Source organism: Bradyrhizobium sp. ISRA442, assembly GCF_038085055.1.
Classification (GTDB): Bacteria; Pseudomonadota; Alphaproteobacteria; order Rhizobiales; family Xanthobacteraceae; genus Bradyrhizobium.
In genome coordinates, this window is sequence record NZ_JALGCN010000003.1 from 532,088 (window position 1) to 554,661 (window position 22,574).

22 protein-coding genes are annotated in these 22,574 nt (G+C 65.1%); 5 read left to right on the forward strand and 17 right to left on the reverse strand.

Annotated elements, in window-relative coordinates:
- Positions 1-89: 89 nt before the first annotated feature.
- Both ileS and MTR72_RS08775 read right to left on the reverse strand, forming a co-directional pair.
- Positions 90-3,089, reverse strand: a complete 3,000-nt coding sequence (gene ileS, locus MTR72_RS08770) for an isoleucine--tRNA ligase (protein WP_280968430.1) — start codon at positions 3,087-3,089, stop codon at positions 90-92.
- Between the two features lie 206 nt (positions 3,090-3,295).
- On the reverse strand, positions 3,296-4,267 hold the full coding sequence (locus MTR72_RS08775; RefSeq protein WP_280968431.1) for a bifunctional riboflavin kinase/FAD synthetase: 972 nt from the start codon (positions 4,265-4,267) through the stop codon (positions 3,296-3,298).
- Between the two features lie 229 nt (positions 4,268-4,496).
- Between MTR72_RS08775 and MTR72_RS08780 the strand changes: the two genes are divergently transcribed.
- Entirely contained in the window at positions 4,497-4,892 is a 396-nt protein-coding gene (locus MTR72_RS08780) for a response regulator (protein ID WP_008567674.1), read from the forward strand.
- Between the two features lie 125 nt (positions 4,893-5,017).
- Here the strand turns inward: MTR72_RS08780 and MTR72_RS08785 are convergent, their stop codons facing one another.
- The 3 genes from MTR72_RS08785 to MTR72_RS08795 all read right to left on the reverse strand — a co-directional run bounded on the left by MTR72_RS08785 (position 5,018) and on the right by MTR72_RS08795 (position 9,038).
- Positions 5,018-5,872, reverse strand: coding sequence for a TIGR01459 family HAD-type hydrolase (locus MTR72_RS08785; protein WP_280968432.1), 855 nt, complete (start codon positions 5,870-5,872; stop codon positions 5,018-5,020).
- 15 nt (positions 5,873-5,887) lie between these two features.
- Positions 5,888-7,333 (reverse strand): EAL domain-containing protein, encoded by a 1,446-nt coding sequence (locus MTR72_RS08790; protein WP_341510303.1) that lies wholly within the window; start codon positions 7,331-7,333, stop codon positions 5,888-5,890.
- Between the two features lie 142 nt (positions 7,334-7,475).
- Positions 7,476-9,038 carry a winged helix-turn-helix domain-containing protein gene (locus MTR72_RS08795; RefSeq protein WP_280968434.1) on the reverse strand — a complete coding sequence of 521 codons (1,563 nt, stop codon included), beginning with the start codon at positions 9,036-9,038 and terminating at the stop codon, positions 7,476-7,478.
- A 119-nt stretch (positions 9,039-9,157) separates the two neighbouring features.
- Here MTR72_RS08795 and MTR72_RS08800 point away from each other — a divergent pair, with 119 nt between their 5' ends.
- Positions 9,158-10,000 carry a class I SAM-dependent methyltransferase gene (locus MTR72_RS08800; protein WP_280968435.1) on the forward strand — a complete coding sequence of 281 codons (843 nt, stop codon included), beginning with the start codon at positions 9,158-9,160 and terminating at the stop codon, positions 9,998-10,000.
- 51 nt (positions 10,001-10,051) lie between these two features.
- Here the strand turns inward: MTR72_RS08800 and MTR72_RS08805 are convergent, their stop codons facing one another.
- From MTR72_RS08805 to uvrC, 7 genes are all read right to left on the reverse strand, one after another.
- Positions 10,052-11,176, reverse strand: a complete 1,125-nt coding sequence (locus tag MTR72_RS08805) for a YihY/virulence factor BrkB family protein (protein WP_341510304.1) — start codon at positions 11,174-11,176, stop codon at positions 10,052-10,054.
- The gene (locus tag MTR72_RS08810) at positions 11,176-11,760 is read right to left on the reverse strand and encodes a phage holin family protein (protein ID WP_280968437.1); all 585 of its coding nucleotides are present in this window, start codon (positions 11,758-11,760) and stop codon (positions 11,176-11,178) included. Before MTR72_RS08810 ends, MTR72_RS08805 begins: the two co-directional genes overlap by 1 nt.
- A gap of 94 nt (positions 11,761-11,854) precedes the next feature.
- On the reverse strand, positions 11,855-12,814 hold the full coding sequence (prmB, locus tag MTR72_RS08815; RefSeq protein ID WP_280968438.1) for a 50S ribosomal protein L3 N(5)-glutamine methyltransferase: 960 nt from the start codon (positions 12,812-12,814) through the stop codon (positions 11,855-11,857).
- The gene (locus MTR72_RS08820; RefSeq protein WP_280968439.1) at positions 12,814-13,281 is read right to left on the reverse strand and encodes a molybdenum cofactor biosynthesis protein MoaE; all 468 of its coding nucleotides are present in this window, start codon (positions 13,279-13,281) and stop codon (positions 12,814-12,816) included. The genes prmB and MTR72_RS08820 overlap by 1 nt, the downstream gene beginning before the upstream one ends.
- A 10-nt stretch (positions 13,282-13,291) precedes the next feature.
- Positions 13,292-13,543 (reverse strand): molybdopterin converting factor subunit 1, encoded by a 252-nt coding sequence (gene moaD, locus MTR72_RS08825; RefSeq protein WP_280968440.1) that lies wholly within the window; start codon positions 13,541-13,543, stop codon positions 13,292-13,294.
- Positions 13,540-14,157: a CDP-diacylglycerol--glycerol-3-phosphate 3-phosphatidyltransferase gene (pgsA, locus tag MTR72_RS08830; protein ID WP_280968441.1), complete on the reverse strand. Its 618-nt coding sequence runs from the start codon at positions 14,155-14,157 to the stop codon at positions 13,540-13,542. The genes moaD and pgsA overlap by 4 nt, the downstream gene beginning before the upstream one ends.
- A gap of 94 nt (positions 14,158-14,251) precedes the next feature.
- Positions 14,252-16,315: an excinuclease ABC subunit UvrC gene (gene uvrC / locus MTR72_RS08835; RefSeq protein WP_280968442.1), complete on the reverse strand. Its 2,064-nt coding sequence runs from the start codon at positions 16,313-16,315 to the stop codon at positions 14,252-14,254.
- Positions 16,316-16,564: 249 nt separating this feature from the next.
- Here uvrC and MTR72_RS08840 point away from each other — a divergent pair, with 249 nt between their 5' ends.
- Positions 16,565-17,188: an outer membrane protein gene (locus MTR72_RS08840; RefSeq protein ID WP_280968443.1), complete on the forward strand. Its 624-nt coding sequence runs from the start codon at positions 16,565-16,567 to the stop codon at positions 17,186-17,188.
- A 70-nt stretch (positions 17,189-17,258) separates the two neighbouring features.
- On the opposite strand, the gene MTR72_RS08845 is transcribed toward MTR72_RS08840, so the two are convergent.
- From MTR72_RS08845 to MTR72_RS08860, 4 genes are all read right to left on the reverse strand, one after another.
- Positions 17,259-17,474 carry a cold-shock protein gene (locus MTR72_RS08845; protein ID WP_008544396.1) on the reverse strand — a complete coding sequence of 72 codons (216 nt, stop codon included), beginning with the start codon at positions 17,472-17,474 and terminating at the stop codon, positions 17,259-17,261.
- Between the two features lie 253 nt (positions 17,475-17,727).
- A complete protein-coding gene (locus tag MTR72_RS08850; RefSeq protein WP_280968444.1) occupies positions 17,728-18,585 on the reverse strand; it encodes a 23S rRNA (adenine(2030)-N(6))-methyltransferase RlmJ in 858 nt (285 codons plus the stop codon).
- A gap of 127 nt (positions 18,586-18,712) precedes the next feature.
- A complete protein-coding gene (locus MTR72_RS08855) occupies positions 18,713-19,414 on the reverse strand; it encodes a ribonuclease T2 (RefSeq protein ID WP_280968445.1) in 702 nt (233 codons plus the stop codon).
- Between the two features lie 103 nt (positions 19,415-19,517).
- Positions 19,518-19,985, reverse strand: a complete 468-nt coding sequence (locus MTR72_RS08860) for a hypothetical protein (RefSeq protein ID WP_280968446.1) — start codon at positions 19,983-19,985, stop codon at positions 19,518-19,520.
- Between the two features lie 182 nt (positions 19,986-20,167).
- On the opposite strand from MTR72_RS08860, the gene MTR72_RS08865 reads away from it, so the two are divergent.
- Entirely contained in the window at positions 20,168-20,461 is a 294-nt protein-coding gene (locus tag MTR72_RS08865; protein WP_280968447.1) for a hypothetical protein, read from the forward strand.
- Positions 20,462-20,503: 42 nt separating this feature from the next.
- Positions 20,504-21,034 carry a DUF3617 domain-containing protein gene (locus tag MTR72_RS08870; protein WP_280968448.1) on the forward strand — a complete coding sequence of 177 codons (531 nt, stop codon included), beginning with the start codon at positions 20,504-20,506 and terminating at the stop codon, positions 21,032-21,034.
- A 149-nt stretch (positions 21,035-21,183) separates the two neighbouring features.
- On the opposite strand, the gene MTR72_RS08875 is transcribed toward MTR72_RS08870, so the two are convergent.
- Positions 21,184-22,572, reverse strand: coding sequence for an ATP-binding protein (locus MTR72_RS08875; protein ID WP_280968449.1), 1,389 nt, complete (start codon positions 22,570-22,572; stop codon positions 21,184-21,186).
- Positions 22,573-22,574 lie beyond the last annotated feature (2 nt).

The window sequence follows — 22,574 nt, forward strand, 5'->3', positions numbered from 1 at the left end:
TGTTTGGAAGACTCGGGGTCATCGACCTTCGCTACGTTGGACAGCGGTGGTAATGGGTCCTGGCTTTCGCAAGGACGGCGGGTGGAGATTTAGACCGCTACCCCCAGCGCCTTCCACTCGCGCAGCGCCTTGGCGTCGCGCGGGGTGACATCGGGATATTCAGGATCTTCGCCAACCGTCGGTGAGATCTTCCAGGAGCGGGCGCATTTGGTGCCGACCGCCTTTTCGACCACGACGGCGACGCCGGGAACGGCATCAAGGCGGAACGCAGTAGCGGGCGCCTCGCCCTCACGCACCTCATAGCTCGAGGTGATGCAGACCTCGGCGAGATCGGTGTCGAACAGCGTCATCATCGTGTTCCGGTCAGCCACGTAGATCACCGGCGAGGCCTCGAGCGACGAGCCGATATTCTTGGCGGCGCGCTCGAGCTCCAATGCGCCGGTGACGACGCGGCGAACGTTGCGGATCGTCTCCCATTTCGCGGCGAGCTTGTCGTCGCGGAGTTTTTCCAGACCTTCCGGGAACAGCGTCAGATGCACAGAGGGCTCGGCATCCGGTCTGTACATCCGCCAGGCTTCCTCCGCGGTAAAGCTCAGGATCGGCGCCAGCCATTTCAGGATCGCGTTGCAGAGCAGGTCGATCGTGGTCAGCGCCGCCTTGCGCGTCAGCGAGGACGGCGGATCGCAATAGAGCGTGTCCTTGCGGATGTCGAAATAGAACGCGGAGAGCTCGCTGTTGAGGAAGGCCGACAGGATCGCGACCACTGTCTTGTAGTCGAACTCCCGGTAGGCCTTGCGGACTGCGCTGGCGCGCACCGCGAGCTCGTGCAGCATCAGCCGTTCGAGCTCGGGCATCTCGGCCGGCGCGACCGCGTAGGCCGGCTTGTAGTGATGCAGCGTGCCGAGCATCCAGCGCACGGTGTTGCGCAGCTTGCGATAGGTCTCGACCGTGTTCTTCAGGATCTCGGGGCCGATGCGCTGGTCGTCGGTGTAGTCGCAGGCGGCGACCCAGAGCCGCAAAATGTCGGCGCCGGATTCCTTGATGACCGCTTGCGGCTCGATCGTGTTGCCGAGCGACTTCGACATTTTGCGGCCGTGCTCGTCCTGGGTGAAGCCGTGCGTCAGCACGATGTCGTAGGGCGCGCGCCCCCGCGTTCCGCAGCTTTCCAGCAGCGAGGAGTGGAACCAGCCGCGATGCTGGTCCGAGCCCTCCAGATACATCACGGTGTCCTTGCCGCCGTCGACCTTGCGCTTGATGCCGGCAAGGCCGGGGAAATGCACGGGGTCTTCGAGCACGAAGGCGTGCGTCGAGCCGGAATCGAACCAGACGTCGAGAATGTCGTCGACCTTCTGCCAGTCCTCGCTCGCGCGCGGGCCGAGGAAGCGTTCGCGCGCGCCCTGCGCGTACCAGGCGTCGGCGCCTTCCTTCTCGAAGGCCTCGCCGATCCGGACGTTGACCGCGTCGTCCTGGAGGATCTCGGCGGACCCGTCGCCCTTCTCGCGCACGAATACGGCGATCGGCACGCCCCAGGCGCGCTGGCGCGAGATCACCCAGTCAGGCCGCGCCTCGATCATGCCGTTGATGCGGTTCTCGCCCGATGGCGGCACCCATTGCGTCACCGAGATCGCCTGCAGCGCGCGGGCGCGCAGCGTGTCGCCGGATTTGGTCTTGCCGTTTACCGCGACGTCCTTGTCCATCGCGATGAACCATTGCGGCGTGTTGCGGAAGATCACCGGCTTCTTGGAACGCCAGGAATGCGGATACTGGTGCTTCAGCCGGCCGCGTGCGAGCAGCATGCCCCTGTCGACCAGCGCCTTGATCACGGCGTCGTTGGCGTCGCCCTTCTCGCCCTTGTCGTTGATGACGCGTTTGCCAACAAAACCCGGCGCATGATCGGTGTAGGCGCCGTTCTCGTCGACGGTGTAGGGGATCGCCGTGTTGATGCCGCGCGCATCCAAATCGCGCGCCTGCGCCATCCAGGCATCGAAGTCCTCGCGGCCATGGCCGGGCGCCGTGTGCACGAAGCCGGTGCCGGTGTCGTCGGTGACGTGGTCGCCCGGCAGCAGCGGCACGATGAACTCGTAGCCGCCGGCAAGGCCCTTCAGCGGATGGGCGCATTCGATCGCGTCCATGGTGTCGCCGGGAATGTCGCGCACCTTTTCATAGGCGTTCACGCGTGCCTGCTTGAACACCTCTTCGGCGAGCGCATCGGCGAGGATCAGGAGATCGCCTGTTTTGGCCCAGTTATCCGCCGGCGCATCCGTGACCTTGTAAAGGCCGTAGGCGATCTTGGGCGAGAACGAGATGGCGCGGTTGCCCGGCAGCGTCCAGGGTGTGGTGGTCCAGATCACGACACTTGCGGAGGCAAGCGCACCGTGTGCCGGAGAGATCACCGGGAATTTCACCCAGACCATGTCGGACGTGTAGTCCTCGTATTCGACCTCGGCTTCCGCCAGCGCCGTCTTCTCGACCACGCTCCACATCACCGGCTTGGAGCCGCGATAGAGCGTGCCGTTGGCGGCGAACTTCATCAGCTCGCGCGCGATCTGGGCTTCCGCCGGATAGTTCATGGTGGCGTAGGGATGCGCCCAGTCGCCGATCACGCCGAGACGCTTGAATTCCTCGCGCTGCACGTTGAGCCAGTGCGTCGCATAGGCGCGGCATTCCCTGCGGAAGTCGATCATCGCGGCACTGTCGCGAAAATCCGGCTTCTGCTTGCCCTTCTTGCGATAGTTCTCCTCCTCGACCTTCCACTCGATCGGCAGGCCGTGGCAGTCCCAGCCCGGCACGTAGTTGGAATCGAAGCCGAGCATCTGCTGGCTCTTGGTGACGAGATCCTTCAGGATCTTGTTCAGCGCGGTGCCGATATGGATGTTGCCGTTGGCATAGGGCGGGCCGTCATGCAGCACGAATTTTTCGCGGCCGCGTGCGGCGGCCCGCAGCTTCTCGTAGAGGCCGATCTCGTACCAGCGCTTGAGGATCTCCGGCTCGCGCTGCGGCAGGCCTGCGCGCATCGGGAATTCCGTCTGGGGCAGGAACAGCGTCTTGGAATAGTCTTTGGCGTCGGACTTTTGCGGCTTTTCGGACATGAGGATGACTGGCTCGGAAGGGCGCGGGAACGGATGGCGACTGGAATCGCGGGGGTGAAACGACAAAATCCCGGTCTTGCGCCGAGCCGAAAGGCTCAGGCGGAAGCCGGGCCGCTAATCCCTATGATGCGCCGCGCAAACATGGGCTCTCCATAGCAGCCGGGCCGGGGAAGCGCAAAGGGGGCGGGCAGCAGGCCGTGGGCCCCTCAATCGATCGTTCCCAGCCTCGGAAATGCGTCCGGGGCGGCGGCCAGCATGGCGCGGGCGCGGGCGGAATCGTCGTCCATCTGACGGATCAGGGTCTCGATGCTGTCGAATTTCAGCTCTTCGCGGATGAAGCCTATGAAGGCACAGTCCAGCACCTGCCCGTAGAGGTCGCCCTTGAAGTCGAACAGGAATATCTCCAGGAGCGGTGCGCCGTTGTCGAAGGTCGGGCGTCGGCCGAAGCTCGCCACCCCATCCAGGCGCTCGGTGCCGCGTCCGATCCGCACTGCGTAGATTCCGTGCTTCAGGCCGCAATTGTCATCCAGGCGGATGTTGGCCGTGGGATAGCCGAGGTCCCGGCCGCGTTTTTCGCCATGGACGACCTCGCCGGTCACGAACCAGGGGGCGCCGAGCATGGCGGTGGCCTCGTTGAGCTGCCCCTCCGCGAGCGCGATCCGGATAGCGCTGGAGGAGACCGGCCGCTCGTCGATATCGACATGCGGCTGCACGTCGACCTCGATGCCGAGCCGGGGCGCCTCGTTGACCAGCAGGCCCGGCGAGCCGACCCGGCCCTTGCCGAAATGGAAGTCGTAACCGACCGCGATCCCGCTGACGCCGAGACGGCCGATCAGGTCATGGTGAATGAAATCTTGCGCGCTGGTCCCGGCGCGGGCCTTGTCGAAGGTCATGACCACGGCGCCGGCAAGCCCGGTGCCGGCCAGCAGCCGCAGTTTTGCCGCCTCATCGGTCAGGCGGAATTGCGGGGTGTTAGGGCTGAAAAACCGCCGCGGATGCGGCTCGAAGGTCAACGCCAGCGCCGGACGGCCATGCGTCCTGCCCATTTCCAGCGCCGCGGCAATCACGGCGCGATGTCCGAGATGAACCCCGTCGAAATTGCCCATGGCGACCACTGCGCCCCTCGGAATCGCGGAGGCCGGTGTGGTGTCGCGGATAACGGTAAAATGCGGGGCCATCAGGGGAATTCTCGAGGCGGCGGGACCGGTCCGGACCGTGGCTTGACCCGCCGGATGAAGTCAAGCGGGGGATACGGCCGCGTTGGAGACGATTTCAGACCTTGGTCGATAGGCCCAGTTAACGCGCTGTTTAACGCCTTGATGCTAGTCCTTGAAACGTGGAACTGCGGGATCTTCGGTCCGGCGGGTCCGATCATAATATTCCTGGGTATGCGTTGGGGGAGTCGAGATGGCGGTTGATTTGTCGATGCCGGTCCTGGTGGTGGATGACTACAGCACCATGATCCGTATCATCAGAAATCTGCTGAAGCAGCTTGGCTTCGAGAATATCGATGATGCCAGCGACGGTTCGGCGGCGCTGAACAAGATGCGCGGCAAGAAGTACGGGCTCGTGATCTCCGACTGGAATATGGAGCCGATGACGGGTTACGACCTGCTGCGCGAAGTGCGCGCGGATCCCAACCTCGCCACCACGCCCTTCATCATGATCACGGCGGAATCCAAGACCGAGAACGTGATCGCGGCCAAGAAGGCCGGCGTGAACAACTACATCGTCAAGCCGTTCAACGCGGCGACGCTGAAGACCAAGATCGAGGCGGTCTTCCCGGATATGGCGAGCGCGTAAGCGCCCCATCGTCATCAGAGAGAAGAGAGATTTGGATGCCCGGGCTTGTCCCGGGCATTTGCGTTTCTCGATGTCATTCCGGGTTGCGCTTCGCGCGTCCGGAACGATGACGAAAGGCTAGATGTTCACCACTTCAATTCGCGGATCAGCGCCTTCGGCGGGTGGCCGAACAACTCCATCACGGAGGCCGGGTCGAGCTGGTCGAGACCCTCGAACTCCTCGGAATGGATGCCGCGGGTGACGAACAGGCAATCGATGCCGAACTCGCGCGCCCCGGTGAGGTCGGTGCGGACGGAATCGCCGATTGCCAGCACCTTCTTCCGGTCGATCTGGTGACCCTGGCGTTCGCCGGCGAGCGACATCGCGCGCTCGTAGATCGGCCGGTGCGGCTTGCCGTAGAAGATCACCTCGCCGCCGAGCTCGCGATAGAGTTCGGCGATCGCACCCGCGCAATAGATCAGACGGTCGCCGCGCTCCACCACGATATCGGGGTTGGCGCAGACCAGCGTCAGCTTGCGCTCGCGCGCCTGCAGCATCATGCCGCGATAGTCTTCCGCCGTTTCGGTCTCGTCGTCATAGAGGCCGGTGCAGACGATGTAGTCGGCCTCCTCCAGCGGCGCGAGCACCGCGTCGAGACCGCGATAGATCGAGTTGTCACGCTCGGGGCCGAGCCAGAACATCTTGCGGCCGGGATGGTCGGCGACATAGAGCCGCGTCAGATCGCCCGAAGAGACGATCGCGTCATAGGTCTCGTCGGCGACGCCGAGCTTGCGCAGTTGCCGCTGCACGGAATCGGCGGGGCGGGGCGCGTTGGTGATCAAAATCACCGTACCGCCGCGGCTGCGATAGGTGTGCAGCGCCTCGCACGCCTCGGGGAAGGATTCCAGGCCGTTATGGACCACGCCCCAGATATCGCTGAGCACGACGTCCACGCCGCCCACGAGATCGCGCAGGCTTTCGACGAAATGCAGCGTGGTCATGATGCGCGCGGCCGATCAGATGCGGCGCGCGAGTGCCGCATTGCCGGTGATACGTTGTGACGGAGGCGCGGCAGGCGTCGCCACGGGGCTGGGGGTACCGGAGACATTGGATCCCTGAATGTCCTGCGCCGGGTTCGGCGAGGCTCCGGCCGTAGCAGATGCACCCTCCGGCCGCAATGGCCGGGGCGGCGCGAACAGGAAACCCTGGCCGAACCGTACGTCATAGTCGAGCAGATCAACCACCGCGCGCTCGCCCTCGATCCGCTCGGCGATCAGGTCGATGCCGAAACGGCCGAGCAGGTCGGACAGGTCGGACGGGTGGATGTCCGAGGCCGAGGCCTGCTTCGGGTCGAGCAGAAGGGCGGCCGGCACCTTGATGAAGCGCACGCCGCGGTCGGCCAGCTCGCGCGGCTCGATCCGCAAGTCCGTGACATGGTCGATCGAGAAGCGGAAGCCGCGCTGGGCGAGCGCCGCGAGATTTTCGGTCTCGGCCGGGCCGAGGTTGCGGAGCGTCGACTGCTTGAACTCCAGCACCAGCGAGGGCGCGAGTGCCCGGTTGGCTTCGAGGAAGTCGAGGCATTGCGCGAAGGTGGTGGAGTTGCTGAGCGTGGAGGCGGCGACGTTGCAGAACACGCCGACATCCTTGTTGCGCACCATGAGCCGGCGCAGCACCTGCACGCAGCGCAGCATCACCATGTTGTCGATGCGTCCGATCAGCCCCGAGGTTTCGGCAATGCTGATGAACTCCTCCGCCGCGATGAGCTGGTCGCGCTCGTCGCGCACCCGCGTCACCGCCTCGTAGAAGCGGACCTTGCGTTGCGGCAGCGTCACCATCGGCTGGAGGAAGATGTCGATGCGGTTCTCGTCGATCGCGCTCCGCAGCGTGGCCAAAAGCTGGGTCTGGCTGCGCCCGCCTGCGGTCTGCAGGGCTGCCGTCGGTCGTGGCGCGGCCGGCGGCAGGGGCGGAGCGACGGGCTTCTCCTCGCTCGTCGCGACAAATTCGAGCGGTGCGCCCGGTTCCGGCTTGGCAACCGGGGTGGCAGCTACCGGCGGGGCGCTGGTCAGCAGGTCCTCATGGGCCGATACGGTCGCGGCGAGCTGCTTGACCAGCCCGCCGAGCTCATTGATCTCGCCGACGACGGACTGGATCCGGTCGGAGTTGGTCGAGTTGGCCGAAGCGATGCGCCCTTCGATTGCCGCGAGCCGGCGCCCGAACTCGGCGACCTGGCGAGCAAGGTCGGCGGTGCCGCGCGACAGGTCGGCGATCTGGGTGCCGACGTCGCTGCGGTCGCGCAGCCGCATCGAGACCGCATTGTAGAGGATCAGGAAAGTCAGCGCGGTCAGCGCCACGATGGCTGACTCCGTGCCGCTGATGCCGGCGACCGAATACAGTACGAGCCCGAGCGAGGCCGCGACCAGAACCATGCAGATGGCGATGAAGATCGTCGAAATGCGAATCATGCCGCGCGTCACGCCCCAAGAGCTGATTGCCTCTTCCGGGAAAGCACGGGCTGCCGTTCCGACCCGTCACGCCGCATGCTCCCCCAAGCGGGGTGAGCTTAACATCATTGTTGATTCGAGGGGATAGCGGCCTCGTTGCGGCTCACGTCAGGCCGGCACGGCGGAAGCCTTCCAGGTAACGCTCGCGATCCGGGGCGAGCTTGATCGGCATGAACTCGGCGATCCAGGCGAGTGAGACATTCGGCTGGGCGCGGCGGAGTTCCAGCAGTGCCGCACGGGCGATCTCGGTATGTCCCGCCATGCCGGCGGCGGAGGTCAGTACCCTGTGCGCGCCGACGAAGTCGCCGCGCTGGCGTAAGGACTCCTGCGCCAGCCGGATCGCCTCCTCGTAGTCGGCGCCGAGGAAGCGGGCATAGGCTTTGATGCCGAAATAGACCGGCGCATAGGGGTCGCGTGGGCTGAGGCGGATCGCGCGGCGCGCAGCGGTGTCGGCGTCCTGCCAGCGGCCGCAATAGCTGAGGGCCAGCCCGTAATAGCCCTGCGCCAGCGCGAAGTTCGGATTGAGCCGCAGCGCGGTCTCGAATTCGGCGAGGCAGTCGTCGAACCGCCGCGCGAACAGATGGACGTGGCCGAGCGCGTTGTGCGCCCAGGCGTCCTCGTCGTCGGCGTGGATCGCGGCACGCGCGGCGCGTTCGGCGGCCGACATTGCCGATGCCATCTCCATCCAGCCCATATGGGCCGTGAACATGTAGCTGGTGCCGAGCAGCCCGAGTGCCTTGCCGTAATTCGGGTCGAGCGCGATGGCCTTTTCGAGCAGCGCCTGCGCGACCACATGATCCTGTCGCGTCACCCGCCAGTAATGCGACAGCGCCCGCATCAACAGATCCCAGGCGTCCATGCTGTCGGTCGGCTTGCGCTGGGCGCGGAAGCTTTCGGCGGCATAGAGCTGCGGCTCGATCGCGGCGACGATCGCCTCCGTGATCTCGTCCTGCACGGCGAACACATCGGCAAGCTCGCGATCGTAGCGTTCGGCCCAGAGATGACTGCCGCTGGCGACGTCGTTGAGCTGGGCCGTGATGCGGACGCGGCCGCCGCCCTTGCGGACGCTGCCTTCGACGACGTAACGCACGCCGAGTTCCTTGGCGATCTGCCGCAGATGAACGGTGCGGCCCTTATAGATGAAGGAGGAGTTGCGCGCGATAACGAAGAACCAGCGCAACTTCGACAGCGCCGTGATGATGTCCTCGCTGATGCCGTCGGAGAAATAGTCCTGCTCGGCCTCGCCGCTCATGTTGGTGAAGGGCAGCACCGCGATCGCAGGGCGATCGGGCAGCGGCAGGCCGGCCGGAGCCGCCTCGACCGGCTGTATCGGGATGGCGGGACTGCCGGCGATGGCGGCTTCACGCACCTCGCCGACGAAGCGTACGCCCTTGCGCGCCACGGTGCGGATCAGCCGCTGCTCCTCGCCGGAATCATTCACCGCGCGCCGCGCCGCGTTGATCCGGCTCGTCAGCGTGGAATCCGAGACGACGCGGCCGTTCCAGACCGCATCGAGCAGATTGTCCCGCGTCACCACACGCTCGCGGTTGCGGACCAGATAGATCAGGAGATCGAACACCTGGGGCTCGAGCGCAATCAGCGTGTCCGCCCGCCGCAGTTCGCGGCGCGCGGGGTCAAGTACGAAGTCCTCGAACCGGAACGCCACCTTCGCCTCGGCTCCCGCTCGGAAATAAAGCGGCTCTCAGGGTAAAATAACGAGCCTCTCAAGGCCAGCCGATCGCGTGCGCCCTATCGTCCCGGCACTCTCAACCACAGGAGATGGCCATGTCGACATCCGCAGCGCTCAGCAACAAGATCGAAACCCAACCCGACCTTGCCGCCGTCAAGCAGCGTCAGCACGGCGCCTGGTCGTCCGGCGATTATGCCATTGTCGGCACGACCTTGCAGATCGTCGGCGAGCAGCTCTGCGAGGCGCTCGACCTGCGCGCCGGTAGCAGAGTGCTCGACGTCGCCGCTGGCAACGGCAATGCCACGCTGGCCGCGGCGCGGCGCTGGTGCGAGGTCACATCCACAGATTACGTGCCGTCGCTGCTCAGGCGCGGCCGTGAACGGGCCGCGGCGGAGCATCTGATGGTCGAATTCCGCGAGGCGGACGCCGAAGCGCTGCCGTTTGCCGATGCGAGCTTCGATGTGGTGGTCTCGACATTCGGCGTCATGTTCACGCCGGACCAGGACAAGGCGGCGTCCGAACTCGCGCGGGTCTGCAAACCCGGCGGCAAGATCGGACTCGCCAACTGGACGCCGCAGGGCTTCATCGGACAGCTCTTCAAGACGATCGGCAAGCACCTGCCGCCGCCGGCCGGCGTGAAGTCGCCCGCCCTATGGGGCACCGCGGCGCGGCTCGACGAGATGTTCGGCAGCCAGGCGTCCGAGATCGCCGCCGAGCCCAGGATGTTCGTGTTCCGCTATCGCTCGCCCATGCACTGGCTCGAGATATTCAAGTCGTTCTATGGCCCGATGCTCAAAGCCTTCGCCGCGCTCGATGAGACCGGCCAGGCCGCGCTGCGGCGCGATCTGTTGAGCCTGCTCGGCGAGTTCAACCACGCCGACGACGGCACGGTGGTCGTGCACAGCGAATATCTGGAGGCGGTGATCAGTAAGCGCTGAACTGAGCGCGGCGGTGGTCAGATCGTCATCATGTTCGGTCTGACCATCGAACTAGGATGGTGCGGCGGCCCCGACCGTATCGGCCGATACCGCTTCGCGGCTGCCGAGAGGCTTGGGCTGCCCGGTGGTCCGCCGCGTCTGCCGTTCGATTTCCGAGTTCAGCTCAGCCCCGAACATGATGACGATGGCGGACACCCACATCCACATCATCAAGCCGATCGCTGCACCGAGCGAGCCGTAGGTGGCACTGTAGTTGGCGAATTCCGACAGATACCAGGACAGCAGCGCCGAGCCGGCGATCCAGAGCACGGCGGCCATCACTGCGCCGATGCTCAGCCATTGCCAGCGTGGCGGGTCCCGGCTGGGGGCGAAGCGGTAGAGGACGGCAAGTGCGATCAGCAGAATGACGAACAATAGCGGCCACCGCGCGAGCGCAACGATCAGCTTGCTCTCGGGGGCGAGGCCCAGATGATTGAGCGCGAGCGGGAAGGCGACCACCGCGCCCACCATCACCAGGAGTGCCATGATGCTTCCGACCGTGAAGGCAAGGGACACCAGATTGAGCCGTATGAAGCTGCGCTTCTCGCGCTCCTCATAGGCGACATTGAGGGCGTCAAAGATTGACTTGACACCGGCGTTGGCGCTCCAGATCGCCAGCACGAGGCCGAACAGGAAGGTGGCGCCGAGCGCCGTGTTGCCTTTCGAGACCACGCGCGCGACTTGATCCTCGACGATCTGGAACGAGCCCTCGGGCAGCATCGTCGCCAGCGTCTGCAGATTGGCGCTGATCGTCGAGGGGTCGGCAAACAGGCCGTATGACGACACGAGCGCGGTCACGGCGGGAAAGATCGCGAGCAGCCCGAAGAAGACGACGCCTCCGGCGGTCGCGAGCAGGCGATCGTCACTGATGCGCTGATAGGTGCGCCAGCCGATATCCTTCCACCCCGCCCAGCGGATCGCGAACGGGCTTTTGGACCGGCGGCCGCGGCCCGTCTGCGCGGCTGCGCGCGCGGCGTTCGTCTCGGGCGAACTTGTCTCGCTGTTGCGGCGATCCGGCACAGGCTCCGATTGCATGAAGCCGGACGCCTTGAGGTAGCGCTCGGCGGTCAGGACCAGGATGGTGGTGGCCGCGACCAGAAGCCAGCTATCGAGCTGCTCGGAGCGCCGGGCCAGCATCATGCATCCGGTCGGCGGCTGTAGCGCCTGCGACGCGCCGCCGTCATGCCCAACAGCCCGATGGCTGCGAGCATCAAGCCAAGTTGCACCGAGCGGTTGCTGCCGAAAGGCGAGGGTTGACCTCTTTGCCTCTCGCCCGGTGCGAGCGGCACCAGAGGTATCGTGGTCGCGACCTCCTTGACGGCCTGCGTTACCGTCCCACGGGGGATCCGGGGCGTGGTGACCGCCACCCGCAATCGGCTCGCGAGAGGCACGACGGATTTGGCGGGACGGCGCATCTGGATCATGGCCATGCCGGCGCAGATCGCCGCGACCGCCAGCAGGACCGCGCCGACCGCGCCGAAGGCCCAGAATTGCCCGTAATAGAGCTCGATCCAGCGGAACAGGGCCATCAAGCCGACGAAACAGGCCGCGACGACGAGCAGGCCCGCGACCGCGAACAATCCGGCGGCGATCGCGTACGAGGTCATCCGGCCGGTCGTCTGGTTGGCGCGGTCGCGCAGGTAGGATTGGGTCGCGCGCTTGAGGTGGTTGGCCTTGAGCGTCAACCCCGTGCGCAGCAATTCGCCCGACGGCGCAAGCATACGGACATCCTCCGGCAGCCGAGACGTTCTTTCGGGGATGAACGTGGCGGTGTTTGACTTGTTCCGATGCTGCGCGGGCGTGCGCTGCCGGGGATCAGCCGAGGTCGGCGGCGGCGATCCAGAACACCTCGCCCTCGGACTCCTCGGTATCGAGCCAGAGCAGCGGCAGTTCCGGGAAGGCTTCGTCGAGCAACTCGCGGCCGCGTCCGATCTCGCAAAGCAGGCCGCCTTGCGGCGCAAGGTGTTTGGGCGCATCGCGCAGGATTCGACGCACCACGTCGAGACCGTCGAACCCGCCGTCGAAGGCGAGCTTCGGCTCGGCCCGACACTCCGGCGGCAGCGCGGCCATGCCTTCCGCGTCGACATAGGGCGGATTGGAGATGATCAGGTCGTAGCTGTCGTCGCCAAGGGGCGTGAAAAGATCGCCGCGATGAAGCGTGACGCGATGCTCGAGCCCGTGCTCTCTGACATTGCGCGCGGCAACCTCGAGCGCGCCTTTGGAGATGTCGACGGCATCGATCACGGCGTTCGGGAAATGATGCGCAGCGAGGATCGCAAGGCATCCCGAGCCGGTGCAGAGGTCGAGCACCCGTCCGACGGCCGAGGGATCGTCGAGGAGGGAGCCGGCTTCGCCGTCGCCGCCGAAATGCGACTCCAGCAGTTCGCCAATGAACGAGCGCGGAACGATCACGCGTTCGTCGACATAGAAGGGCAGGCCGCGCATGTAGATCTTGTTGACGAGATAGGCGGCCGGCTTGCGGGTGGTGACGCGCTTGTTGATGAGGTCGAGGATGATCTTGCCCTCCGCCGCGGTGACCCTGGCATTGGCAAAGACTTCGAACTGGTCGGGGCGGAGGTGAAGCGCCTCGCTGACCAGGAAGGCGGCCTCCGCCACGGGATCGGTGGTGCCATGCGCGAAGGCGAGCTTGGCCTCGACGAAACGGCTCACCCCATAGCGCACGTAATCGAGCAGCGTGACGAGCTCGCCGGCTCCGACTTTCGCAAGTTTTGGGATGGCGCGGCCGCGCGGTGTCTTCTTCGATGTTCTTGCCATTAGGATTTGGTCCAGCGTGCGGCGGCCGCGTCGTCACGGGCGTGGGCCTCGACCCAGCCGGTGCCGCTGCCGCTCTCTTCCTTCTTCCAGAACGGGGCGCTGGTCTTGAGGTAGTCCATCAGAAACTCTGCCGCCTGGAACGCCGCCTGGCGGTGCTGCGAGGCCGTCACCACCAGTACGATGTTTTCGCCGGGCGTGATCCGGCCGACGCGATGGATGATCGTGACGCCGTTCAATGGCCAGCGCGAGGTCGCCTCGTCGACATGGCGCCGGATCTCTTCCTCCGCCATGCCCGGATAGTGCTCGAGCGTGAGCGCCGAAATCTTCGCGCTGTCCTCGTCGCCGCGGCAGATGCCGGAGAAGCTCACGACCGCGCCGACGTCGGTGCGGCCCTTCGTCAGGCCCGCGATCTCGCGCGCGACGTCGAAATCGTCCTCTTGGATGCGGATGGTGACGGGGCCGGTCATACCGATGCCGCTAGCCGCCGGTCATCGGCGGAAAGAATGCGATCTCGCGTGCGCCCGCGATCGTGGCGTCCGGCCTGACATGGGCGTGGTCGATCGCGGCGCGGATCACCTTCGGCTTCTCGAAGGCATAGGCATGGGCCTCGCTCCGGCCGGACAGCCAGGCGATCAGCTCCTCTACGGTGCGTACGCTCGCTGGCGGCTCGACGGTTTCCTCGGCCTTGCCGATCCGCTCGCGCACCCAGGCGAAGTATTTCAGCTTCATCCCTCATCCTCCCTGATGAGGTGATGGATGCCGGCGCGGAAATAATCGTAACCGGTGTAGATCGTGAAGATCGCCGAGATCCACAACAGCAAGAGGCCGATCTGCGTGACCACCGGCACCACCTGGTCGCCGGCTTCGCCCGCGAGCAGGAAGCCGATCGCGACGAGCTGGATCGTGGTCTTCCACTTGGCAAGCTTGGTCACGGGCACGCTGACCCGCAGTGCCGCCAGATATTCGCGCAGGCCCGACACCAGGATCTCGCGGCACAGGATGACGATGGCGGCCCATAGCGACCAGCCATGGATGATGCCGTCGGCGGCCAGCATCAAGAGGCACGAGGAGACCAGGAGCTTGTCGGCGATCGGGTCGAGCATCCGCCCGAACGCCGATTGCTGATTCCAGATGCGGGCGTAATAGCCGTCGAGGTAATCGGTCACGCCTGCCGCGATGAAGATGGCGACCGCCACCCAGCGCAACCAGAGCGGCTGGTCCATGATCGACTGGGCATAGATGCACCCGACGACGACCGGGACCGCGGCGATCCGGGCGTAGGTCAGGATGTTCGGGAGGGACATCGAGCTCTTGGCGGCCCCTCGTGTCGTGGCGATGTTCATCCGCTCTACCAATACCGCTGTGGCATGAAGGTCAACCGTCCGCCCCCAAATGGGACGGGGACACGACGACCATATGACTACGATCCCCTTTAGTTCACCCCGGTTGGGGATGGAAATACTCGAAAATCCTGCGTGCGCTCTCGGCGCTCACCCCCGGAACCTTGCCGAGATCGGCGATCGAGGCCCGCTCGATCTCCTTCAACGTTCCGAAATGATGCAACAAGGCACGTTTGCGTGACGGGCCGATGCCCGGGATCTCCTGCAAACCGGCCTCACGGATGTCCTTCTTGCGCAGCTTGCGGTGCGAGCCGATGACGAAGCGGTGGGCCTCGTCTCGCAGGCGCTGGATGAAATAGAGCACGGGATCGCGCGGCTCGAGCTTGATCGCCTCGCGGTCCGGCATGAACAGGGTCTCGCGGCCGGCATCCCGGTCCGGGCCCTTGGCGACCGACATCAGCGAGACCTGGGTGAGACCGAGACTCTCGAAGATCTCGCGCACGGCGTTGAGCTGGCCACGGCCGCCGTCGATGATGACGAGGTCCGGCCATTGCGGGAAGTCGTCGTCCTTGGCCTTGGCCGCACTCTCTTCCGGCGGGCTGAGCAGGCGTTTGAACCGGCGCTGCAGCACCTCGCGCATCATGGCGTAGTCGTCGCCGGGCGTGAGGCCCTCGGACTTGATGTTGAACTTGCGGTACTGGTTCTTCACGAAGCCGTCGGGGCCGGCGACGATCATCGCGCCGACCGCATTGGTACCCTGGATGTGGCTGTTGTCGTAGACCTCGATCCGCTTTGGCGGATGCGGCAGGCTCAGCGTTCCCGCCATCGCCTCGAGCAGTCGGCTCTGCGTCGCGGTATCGGCGAGCTTGCGCCCCAGCGCCTCGCGCGCATTGGTCAGCGCGTGGCTGACGAGCTCCTTCTTCTCGCCGCGCTTGGGCGCGGTGACCTCGACCTTGTGGCCGGCCTTGATCGACAGCGCATTCGCAAGCAGCTCGCTCTCCTCGATCTCATGCGAGAGCAGGATAAGCTTCGGCGGCGGTTTGTCGTCGTAGAACTGCGCAAGGAAGGAGCCGAGCACTTCCTCCGGCGTGAAGGTCTTCTCCGCGCGCGGAAAATAGGCGCGGTTGCCCCAGTTCTGCCCGGTGCGGAAGAAGAACACCTCGACGCAGGAGAAGCCGCCTTCCTGGTGGATGGCGAACACGTCGGCTTCCTCCACCGTGCGCGGATTGATGCCCTGCTGCGACTGGATCGCGGAGAGTGCAGCGAGGCGGTCGCGGTAGAGCGCGGCGCGCTCGAATTCGAGCTCGCCGGACGCCTTCTCCATCTCGGCGGCGAGCTCCTGCTTCACCGCTTGGCTCTTGCCGGACAGGAAGTCGGTCGCCTCGCGCACCAGGGTCGTATAGCCCGTAAAGTCGATCTCGCGGGTGCAGGGGCCGGCGCAGCGGCGGATCTGGTAGAGCAGGCAGGGCCGGCTGCGGCTCTCGAAAAACGAATCGGTGCAGGAGCGGATCAGGAACGCGCGCTGCAAGGCGGTGATGGTGCGGTTGACGGCGCCGGCGGAGGCGAATGGCCCGAAGTACCGCCCCGGTCGGGTCTGCGCGCCCCGGTGCTTCAGGATCTGCGGCGCCCAATGGTCGCCGGTGATCAGGATGTAGGGAAACGACTTGTCGTCGCGAAGCTGCACGTTGAAGCGCGGCCGGAGCTGCTTGATGAGGTTGGCCTCGAGCAGCAGCGCTTCCGTTTCGGTGTTGGTCGAGACGATCTCGACGGTGACCGTGGCTGCGATCATGCGCAGGATCCGCGCCGGCTGCGGCGCGCCCACGCGGGCGTAGTTGGACAGGCGCTTTTTGACGTTCTTGGCCTTGCCGACATAGAGCACGTCGGCGTTCGCATTCAGCATGCGATAGACGCCGGCCGAGGTAGGGGCGAGCCGGACGGCGCGCTCGATCGCCTCATGGCCTGTCGCGAGCGGGCCTTCGCCGATCGCGCCGCTCTCTTCCAGCATGTCCGGCAGCCGCGCGTCGTCTTCGTCCTCGCCGCTTGCCGCGGCGGGGTCGACGTCCGGGGGCACCAGTTCCTCGGTCGGGGCACCCGGCGCCGCGCCGCGCCGAGCCTTGCGCGCGCGCGCAGTCTCGGGGTTATCGGTGGAATCGTGATCCATGGGGCAAATTTAGGCGCTGGGGGCACCGATTTGAAGTTCCGCCACCGCGGCACGCAACAGGGCGCGCGCAGTTCCCGGTAACGCTTCCTTAAGTCTGTTAAGTGCGCGGTAACCGGCCTTAACAGCCCTTTAACTTAAAACTCTCGATAAATCCCACGCGAAAGCTTTTTGGTTCCGTAACCATCGGGCAGGGCGTAGCGCGGCGGCGCTCGCCTCGCACGCGTGGCGGCAGTTGCGTTGGAGAGTGTGATGAAGAGGTTCATTGTGGGCGCAGCCGCGTTGGTTGCAGCCGGCTGGACAGCTTCGGCAGAGGCCGCCGATCTCAATTACGGGCAGCGCGCGCCCTACACCGTCAATCAACCGCTCAATGCCTATAGCTGGGCCGGACCCTATCTCGGCGGCAACATCGGCTATGAATGGGGCTCGGTGAGCAACAATCCGACCAAGCCCTCCGGCTTCGTCGGCGGCGTGCAGGCGGGCTACAATTTCCAGAACGGTCCGTGGGTGTTCGGCATCGAGGGCGACATCCAGGCGACCGGCGCCGACGACACCTTCGCGCCGTGGAAGTTCTCCAATCCCTGGTTCGGAACGTTGCGCGGCCGCGCCGGCTACGCCTTCAGCAACGTGCTGTTCTACGGCACCGCCGGTCTCGCCTTCGGCGAGCTGAAGGGACAGACGTTCGGCTTGACCGAATCGCACACCACCGCGGGCTGGACTGCGGGTGTCGGCGCCGAAGTCGGGCTTGCGCCGAACTGGAGCGCAAAGCTCGAATATCTCTACATCGATCTGTCGACGAGTCAGTTCGCAATTACTGGCGTGTCAAACGGCTATAGCGCCAGCGTTGTGCGCGCGGGCGTGAACTATCACTTCTGATAGCAACAAGAAAAGACCGGACATTAACCCTCCCGGCCGCTTGCGGCCGGGAATTTTTTCGTCAGGCTTGCTAGGACAGGATCACCAAGTTGACCGCCTTGGGTCCCTTGCCCTTCTTGTCCGGTTCGACTTCGAATGTAATCCGCTGTCCTTCGGCAAGGTCCTTCAAACCAGCTCGCTCCACAGCAGTGATATGAACGAAAACATCGCGACCGCCGTCGTCCGGCTTGATGAAGCCGTAGCCGCGCTCGCCGTTGAAGAACTTGACCGTTCCCGTCATGGCCATCGGGAAACTCCTCCCCCGCAATGCTCCTCCGTCGCAACGCAGACTCACGTCACGACGTGACCGGGCTTCACGAAGCCCGGGAGCTGGCCATCCTTGGACGGACATCTCTGTCCGTTCGGATCTTTCTTAGGCCTTCACTCCGCCGCAACCATTCGCGGAAGCGGAACGCAAAGCCAGTCACGAACACAGCATAATACGGTTCTTTGCAGATTGACTACCATTCATGCATCTTTTTCCCAAAGATGCCGGGGCTTTACGGCTTCGGCACTTCGAGGCGGAAGCGCGCCGCGCCGCCTTGGCCGAGCGGCTTCTCCAGCTCCGGTAAGATGGTCCTGAGCTCGCCTTGCAGCATGTAGGGAGGATTGACGATCAGGAGGCCGGTAGTCGTGAGTGCACCATCGACCTGCGGAGCGACGCTGAATTCGAGCCGCAGGCATTTTCCGGGCGGCTTTGCCGCGGCTGCGGCCCGCGCGACAATTTGCGCCAGCGTGTCGGTGGCGCGCCGGCTCTTGGCCGGATACCAGATTACATAGATACCGGTCGGCCATTTCGCGAAGGCGCTCGAGAAGGCCTCACCCAGCCGCTCGAACTCGTCCTTTGCTTCGAAGGGCGGGTCGATCAGCACGAGGCCGCGCCGCTCTTTCGGCGGCACAAAGGCAGGTAGCGCCACCCAGCCGTCGAGATCGACCACGCGGGCCTGTTCGTCGCGCCGCAGCACATCGATCAGCGCCTTGCGCGCCTTCGGCTCCAGCTCGCAGGCGACGAGGCGGTCCTGCGGACGTAGCAGGCCGCGCGCGATCAGCGGCGAGCCGGGATAGGCCTTGAGCTCGCCCTTCGGATTGAAGGCGCGGACGATGTCGAGATAGGGCTTGGTCAGCACTGCGGTCTCGTTCGAGAGCCGCGCCTGCATGAGCCGCGCAATGCCGGTCAGCCATTCGCCGCTGCGGCGTGCCTCGTCGCTTTCGAGATCGTAGAGGCCGGCCCCCGCATGGGTGTCGATGACGCGGAACGCGCCCGGCTTCTCCTGCAGATAGGTCAGGATGCGCGCCAGCACGATGTGCTTGATGACATCGGCAAAGTTGCCGGCGTGAAAGGCGTGACGGTAGTTCATGGCGGGGCTACGTTGTCTTACGCGGTCCCAACCCCTTGTCATTGCGAGCGCAGCGAAGCAATCCAGAATCTATCCGCGGTGGCAGTCTGGATTTGCTTCGCTGCGCTCGCAATGACGGACGCGGGGCCTAACCGCCCCGGATCGGCGGCATGGTGACCTGGTCGCGGCGGCAGGCGCGGCGTTCGATCTCCTCGCAGGCCCGGAATTGCAGATCCTTGCTGAGGCAGATGCGGACCTCGGACAGCCGTGTCCGGTTACAGGTGACCGAAACGGCCGCATTGCTCAGGCCCGGATTGGCCTTGATGAAGGCTTCCTCGACCTCGGCCGGCGCCACGGTCTTGGTCTGCGACAGGTCGAGATATTCGGCCGGAATCTTGATTGCAGCGCGTGCTTTCCGGATCGTCTCGAAATAATTGCGGTCGGTGAGCCCAGAGCAGGTGCCGTGCTTGTCCCACTCGTTGAAGATCAGGCCCGGCGCCGGCATCAGGTCCAGCATCGAAGAGACGATGCTGCGATTCAGCCGCGGCGCCGGCCGTTGGCAGTATTCCGGGAAGCCGTTCTCATATTGCGGCCAGAGCCCATGCACCACGAAGGAATAGGGCCGCCCGTCGCATTGCATCTGGGAGCGTCCGCCGCCGCGGCCGCGCTCTGCGGTCTCTTCGCAGAAGGATGGCGACCATGACAGCGACAGGACGTAGAAATCGAATTCGCCGGGTGCATTCTGCCGCTTGTCCTGCGCCATCGCAGCGCCGGCGAGCGACATCAGCACGGCGGCAAACGTGAGCGAGATCATCAAGCGGGAAAACGACTGCAATCTGGAATGAAACATGGCAACGCCCCTCAACTAGACTGCGCGAAGCCTAGCAGGCGATAGGAACATTTCAAGAACAAAATTCGTCAGGCCACGCGCGTCGGGGCGCCGTCGATCCGAATCAGGGCTTGGCGCCGCGGCAGGCGGGGTTGTAAGCCCAGTTGCGGTCGAGCCCGACCACGCACCATTCCACACCTTGCCCGAAACCGGCGAAGCCGCCGTCCTCGATGATCGAGAAATGCACCCTGCGCACCTTGCCATCGTTCAGCATGGCCTCGCCGGTGCAGTAGCGGCGCGGAATGTTGTCGGACTGCCAGGGCCGGAATGCGATCTCGTGGACGCTGGAAAAGCCGGTGATCTTCAGCGGGGAATTCCAGAATGAGCTTTCTTTTTCCCAGAACTGGGTGGCGATCGTCGGCAGGGCCTTGTCGCAATCGGCGACGCGGCCGTCATAGCGCGGCCCGCTCAGCCAGAAGTTCAGCTCCAGTGGATTGGCGGCCTTGGCCTCGCCGAGCGACAGCGCTCCGAACAGGAGGCCGAGCCCCGCGGCAAGGCGGAGCGATTTCAGGGAGGTCGAAAGGGCGCGCATGGGCAATCCAAAAGGCGTGGTCTGCGAAGGTCGGACGGTGCCGCGAAGGCTGAAGGAGGTCAAGTGCAGCGCGGCAACACTTGCCGACGAGTTGACGGTCACGGCGCGGCAGGCGGGCCTTCCGTTCTTTTCAGCGTCTCGCAGGCGCCGTAAACTGGGACCAGCCAAATGGAGTGACGGGAATGCGAATCATTGCGGCCGCGGGCCTTCTTGTCTTGGGAATGCTGGCGAGCCAGCCGGCACGCGCCGACATCCTGCCGGTGCCGCCGTTCAAGGGCAACGACACCGGCGGCATCATCGCGTATTCGATGGCGACCCAGACCGATGCGCGACAGGTCGCGGTCAATCACTGCGCGCAGTACGGCAAGGTGGTGAAATTCCTCGCCGTGCAGGCTTATGAGGGCGGCTACATCTCGTTTGCCTGCCGCTGGGTGCCCTATGGCACCGCTGACCGGCCGATCCGCACGCTCTACTGAGCCGTTGCTCGTCACGCCACGACAGATTCGGGGGCCTCTCGCATGACGCGGCAGCTTGCTTTGCTTGGTTCGGCCGTTTGCCTCGTGTTGTCGGCAGGCGCCGCCTGTGCGGACGATCTGCCGACGCGCAAGGCCGGCCTGTGGGAGATGAAGATGGTCAGTGCCGGCTCGCCGATACCGGAAATGACCATGCAGCACTGCACCGACGAGACCGTCGACAAGGAGATGAGCAACAACCTCTCCCCGATGGCCAAGCAGCTCTGCTCCAAGCAGGACATCAAGAAGACGGCGACCGGATATGTCAGCGATTCCGAATGCAGCGTCGCCGGCGTGACCACGACCGCGCATGCCGAGGTATCAGGCGATTTCAATTCGGCCTACACGGTGAAGACTTCGTCGCACGCGCAAGGTGGTGTGGCCGGCGTGGCGGGGCGCGATTCCACGATGACGATCGAAGCCAAGTGGCTCGGGGCCTGCAAGCCGGATCAGAAGCCCGGCGACATCGTAATGCCCGGCGGCTTCAAGATGAACATGCGCGACGCCGACAAGCTGAAGAACCTGCTGCCGAAGTAGCAGGGGTTGTAATCCGGACGGAGCGCCGCGAAATCCGGTTTCCGCGCCTCGGATTCTAGTCACGCGGCGCGATGCGCTCCCTTGCCCCGTTCTTACGGGAGAGGATTGGGGTGACCTCTCCCCGCAAGCGGGGCGAGGTAAGGCAACGGCTACACCGGTATCCGCACGCTCGCCCGCAAGCCGCCCATCGGGCTGTCGCCGAGCGTAATGTCGCCGCCATGGGAGCGGGCGATATCGCGGGCGATCGCAAGGCCAAGGCCCGTGCCGCCTTCGTCCTGGTTGCGGGCATTGTCCAGGCGCAGGAACGGCTTAAACACCTCTTCGCGCAGATGGAGTGGAATGCCCGGTCCGTCGTCATCGACCGTGACGGTCAAGTAACGGTGATCGCGCTGGCCGGCGATGGCGATGGTCTTGCCGTAGCGGGCCGCGTTGGTGACGAGGTTGGCGAGGCAGCGCTTGAACGAGGCCGGCTTCACCGTCACCACCGGCAGTCCGTGGAACGTCACGGTCGCGGTGTGGCCGTGGCGTTCGGCGTCGCTGCGCAGCTCTTCGAGCGCCTGCGCCATGTCGGTCGGTTGCGCCTGCTCACCGGAATCGCCGCGGGCAAAGGCAAGGTAGTCTTCCAGCATCATCGACATCTCGTCGACGTCCTTGCGCATGCCCTCGAGCTCGGGGCTGTCGCCGATCAGCGCCAGCTCGAGCTTGAAGCGGGTCAAGATCGTGCGCAGGTCGTGGCTGACGCCGGCCAGCATCGCGGTGCGCTGCTCCATCGCGCGCTCGATGCGCGATTTCATCTCTAGGAAGGCAACGGCGGCGCGCCGCACCTCGCGCGCGCCGCGCGGTCTGAAATTCGGTGCCTCGCGGCCTTTGCCAAAACTTTCGGCGGCGTCGGCAAGGCGCAGGATCGGCCTGATCTGGTTGCGCAGGAACAGCACCGCGACGATCAGCAAGATCGAGGACGTGCCGACCATCCAGAACAGGAAGATCTCCGAGTTCGAGGCATAGGCGGCGCTGCGCTGTGCGAACACCCGCATCACGGCGTCGTCGAGCTGAATGCGGATCTCGACGAGGTTGGAGCGACCGACGGTATCGATCCAGAACGAGCGCCCGATCTGGCGGCCGAGCTGCACCGAGAGCGTCTGGTCGAGCAGCGAGAAGAACGGTTTCGGTCCCGGCGGCGGCATATCGCCGGCAGGCAGGAAATCCACCACCAGCCCCAAGCGCTGCTGCGCGATGCGGCGGATCTGGTCGCGGTCCTTGTCCTGCGGATAGCCCTTGTAGACGTCGATCAGGGCGGCGATGTCCTGCACCACCGCAGCGGACAGCCTTCGCGTCACCGTGTTCCAGTGACGCTCCATGAACACGAAGGCGACGACCGATTGCAGCACCACCATCGGCACGATCATGATGAGCAGTGCGCGGGCGTAGAGGCCGGTCGGCATCCAGCCCTTGAACGCGTTGCCCATCCAGCCATTGGCGGCGGAGACGCGGCCGGCGGCGCTCCTTAGCAGCGTCAGCCCGGTATCGATCGTGCTCATCG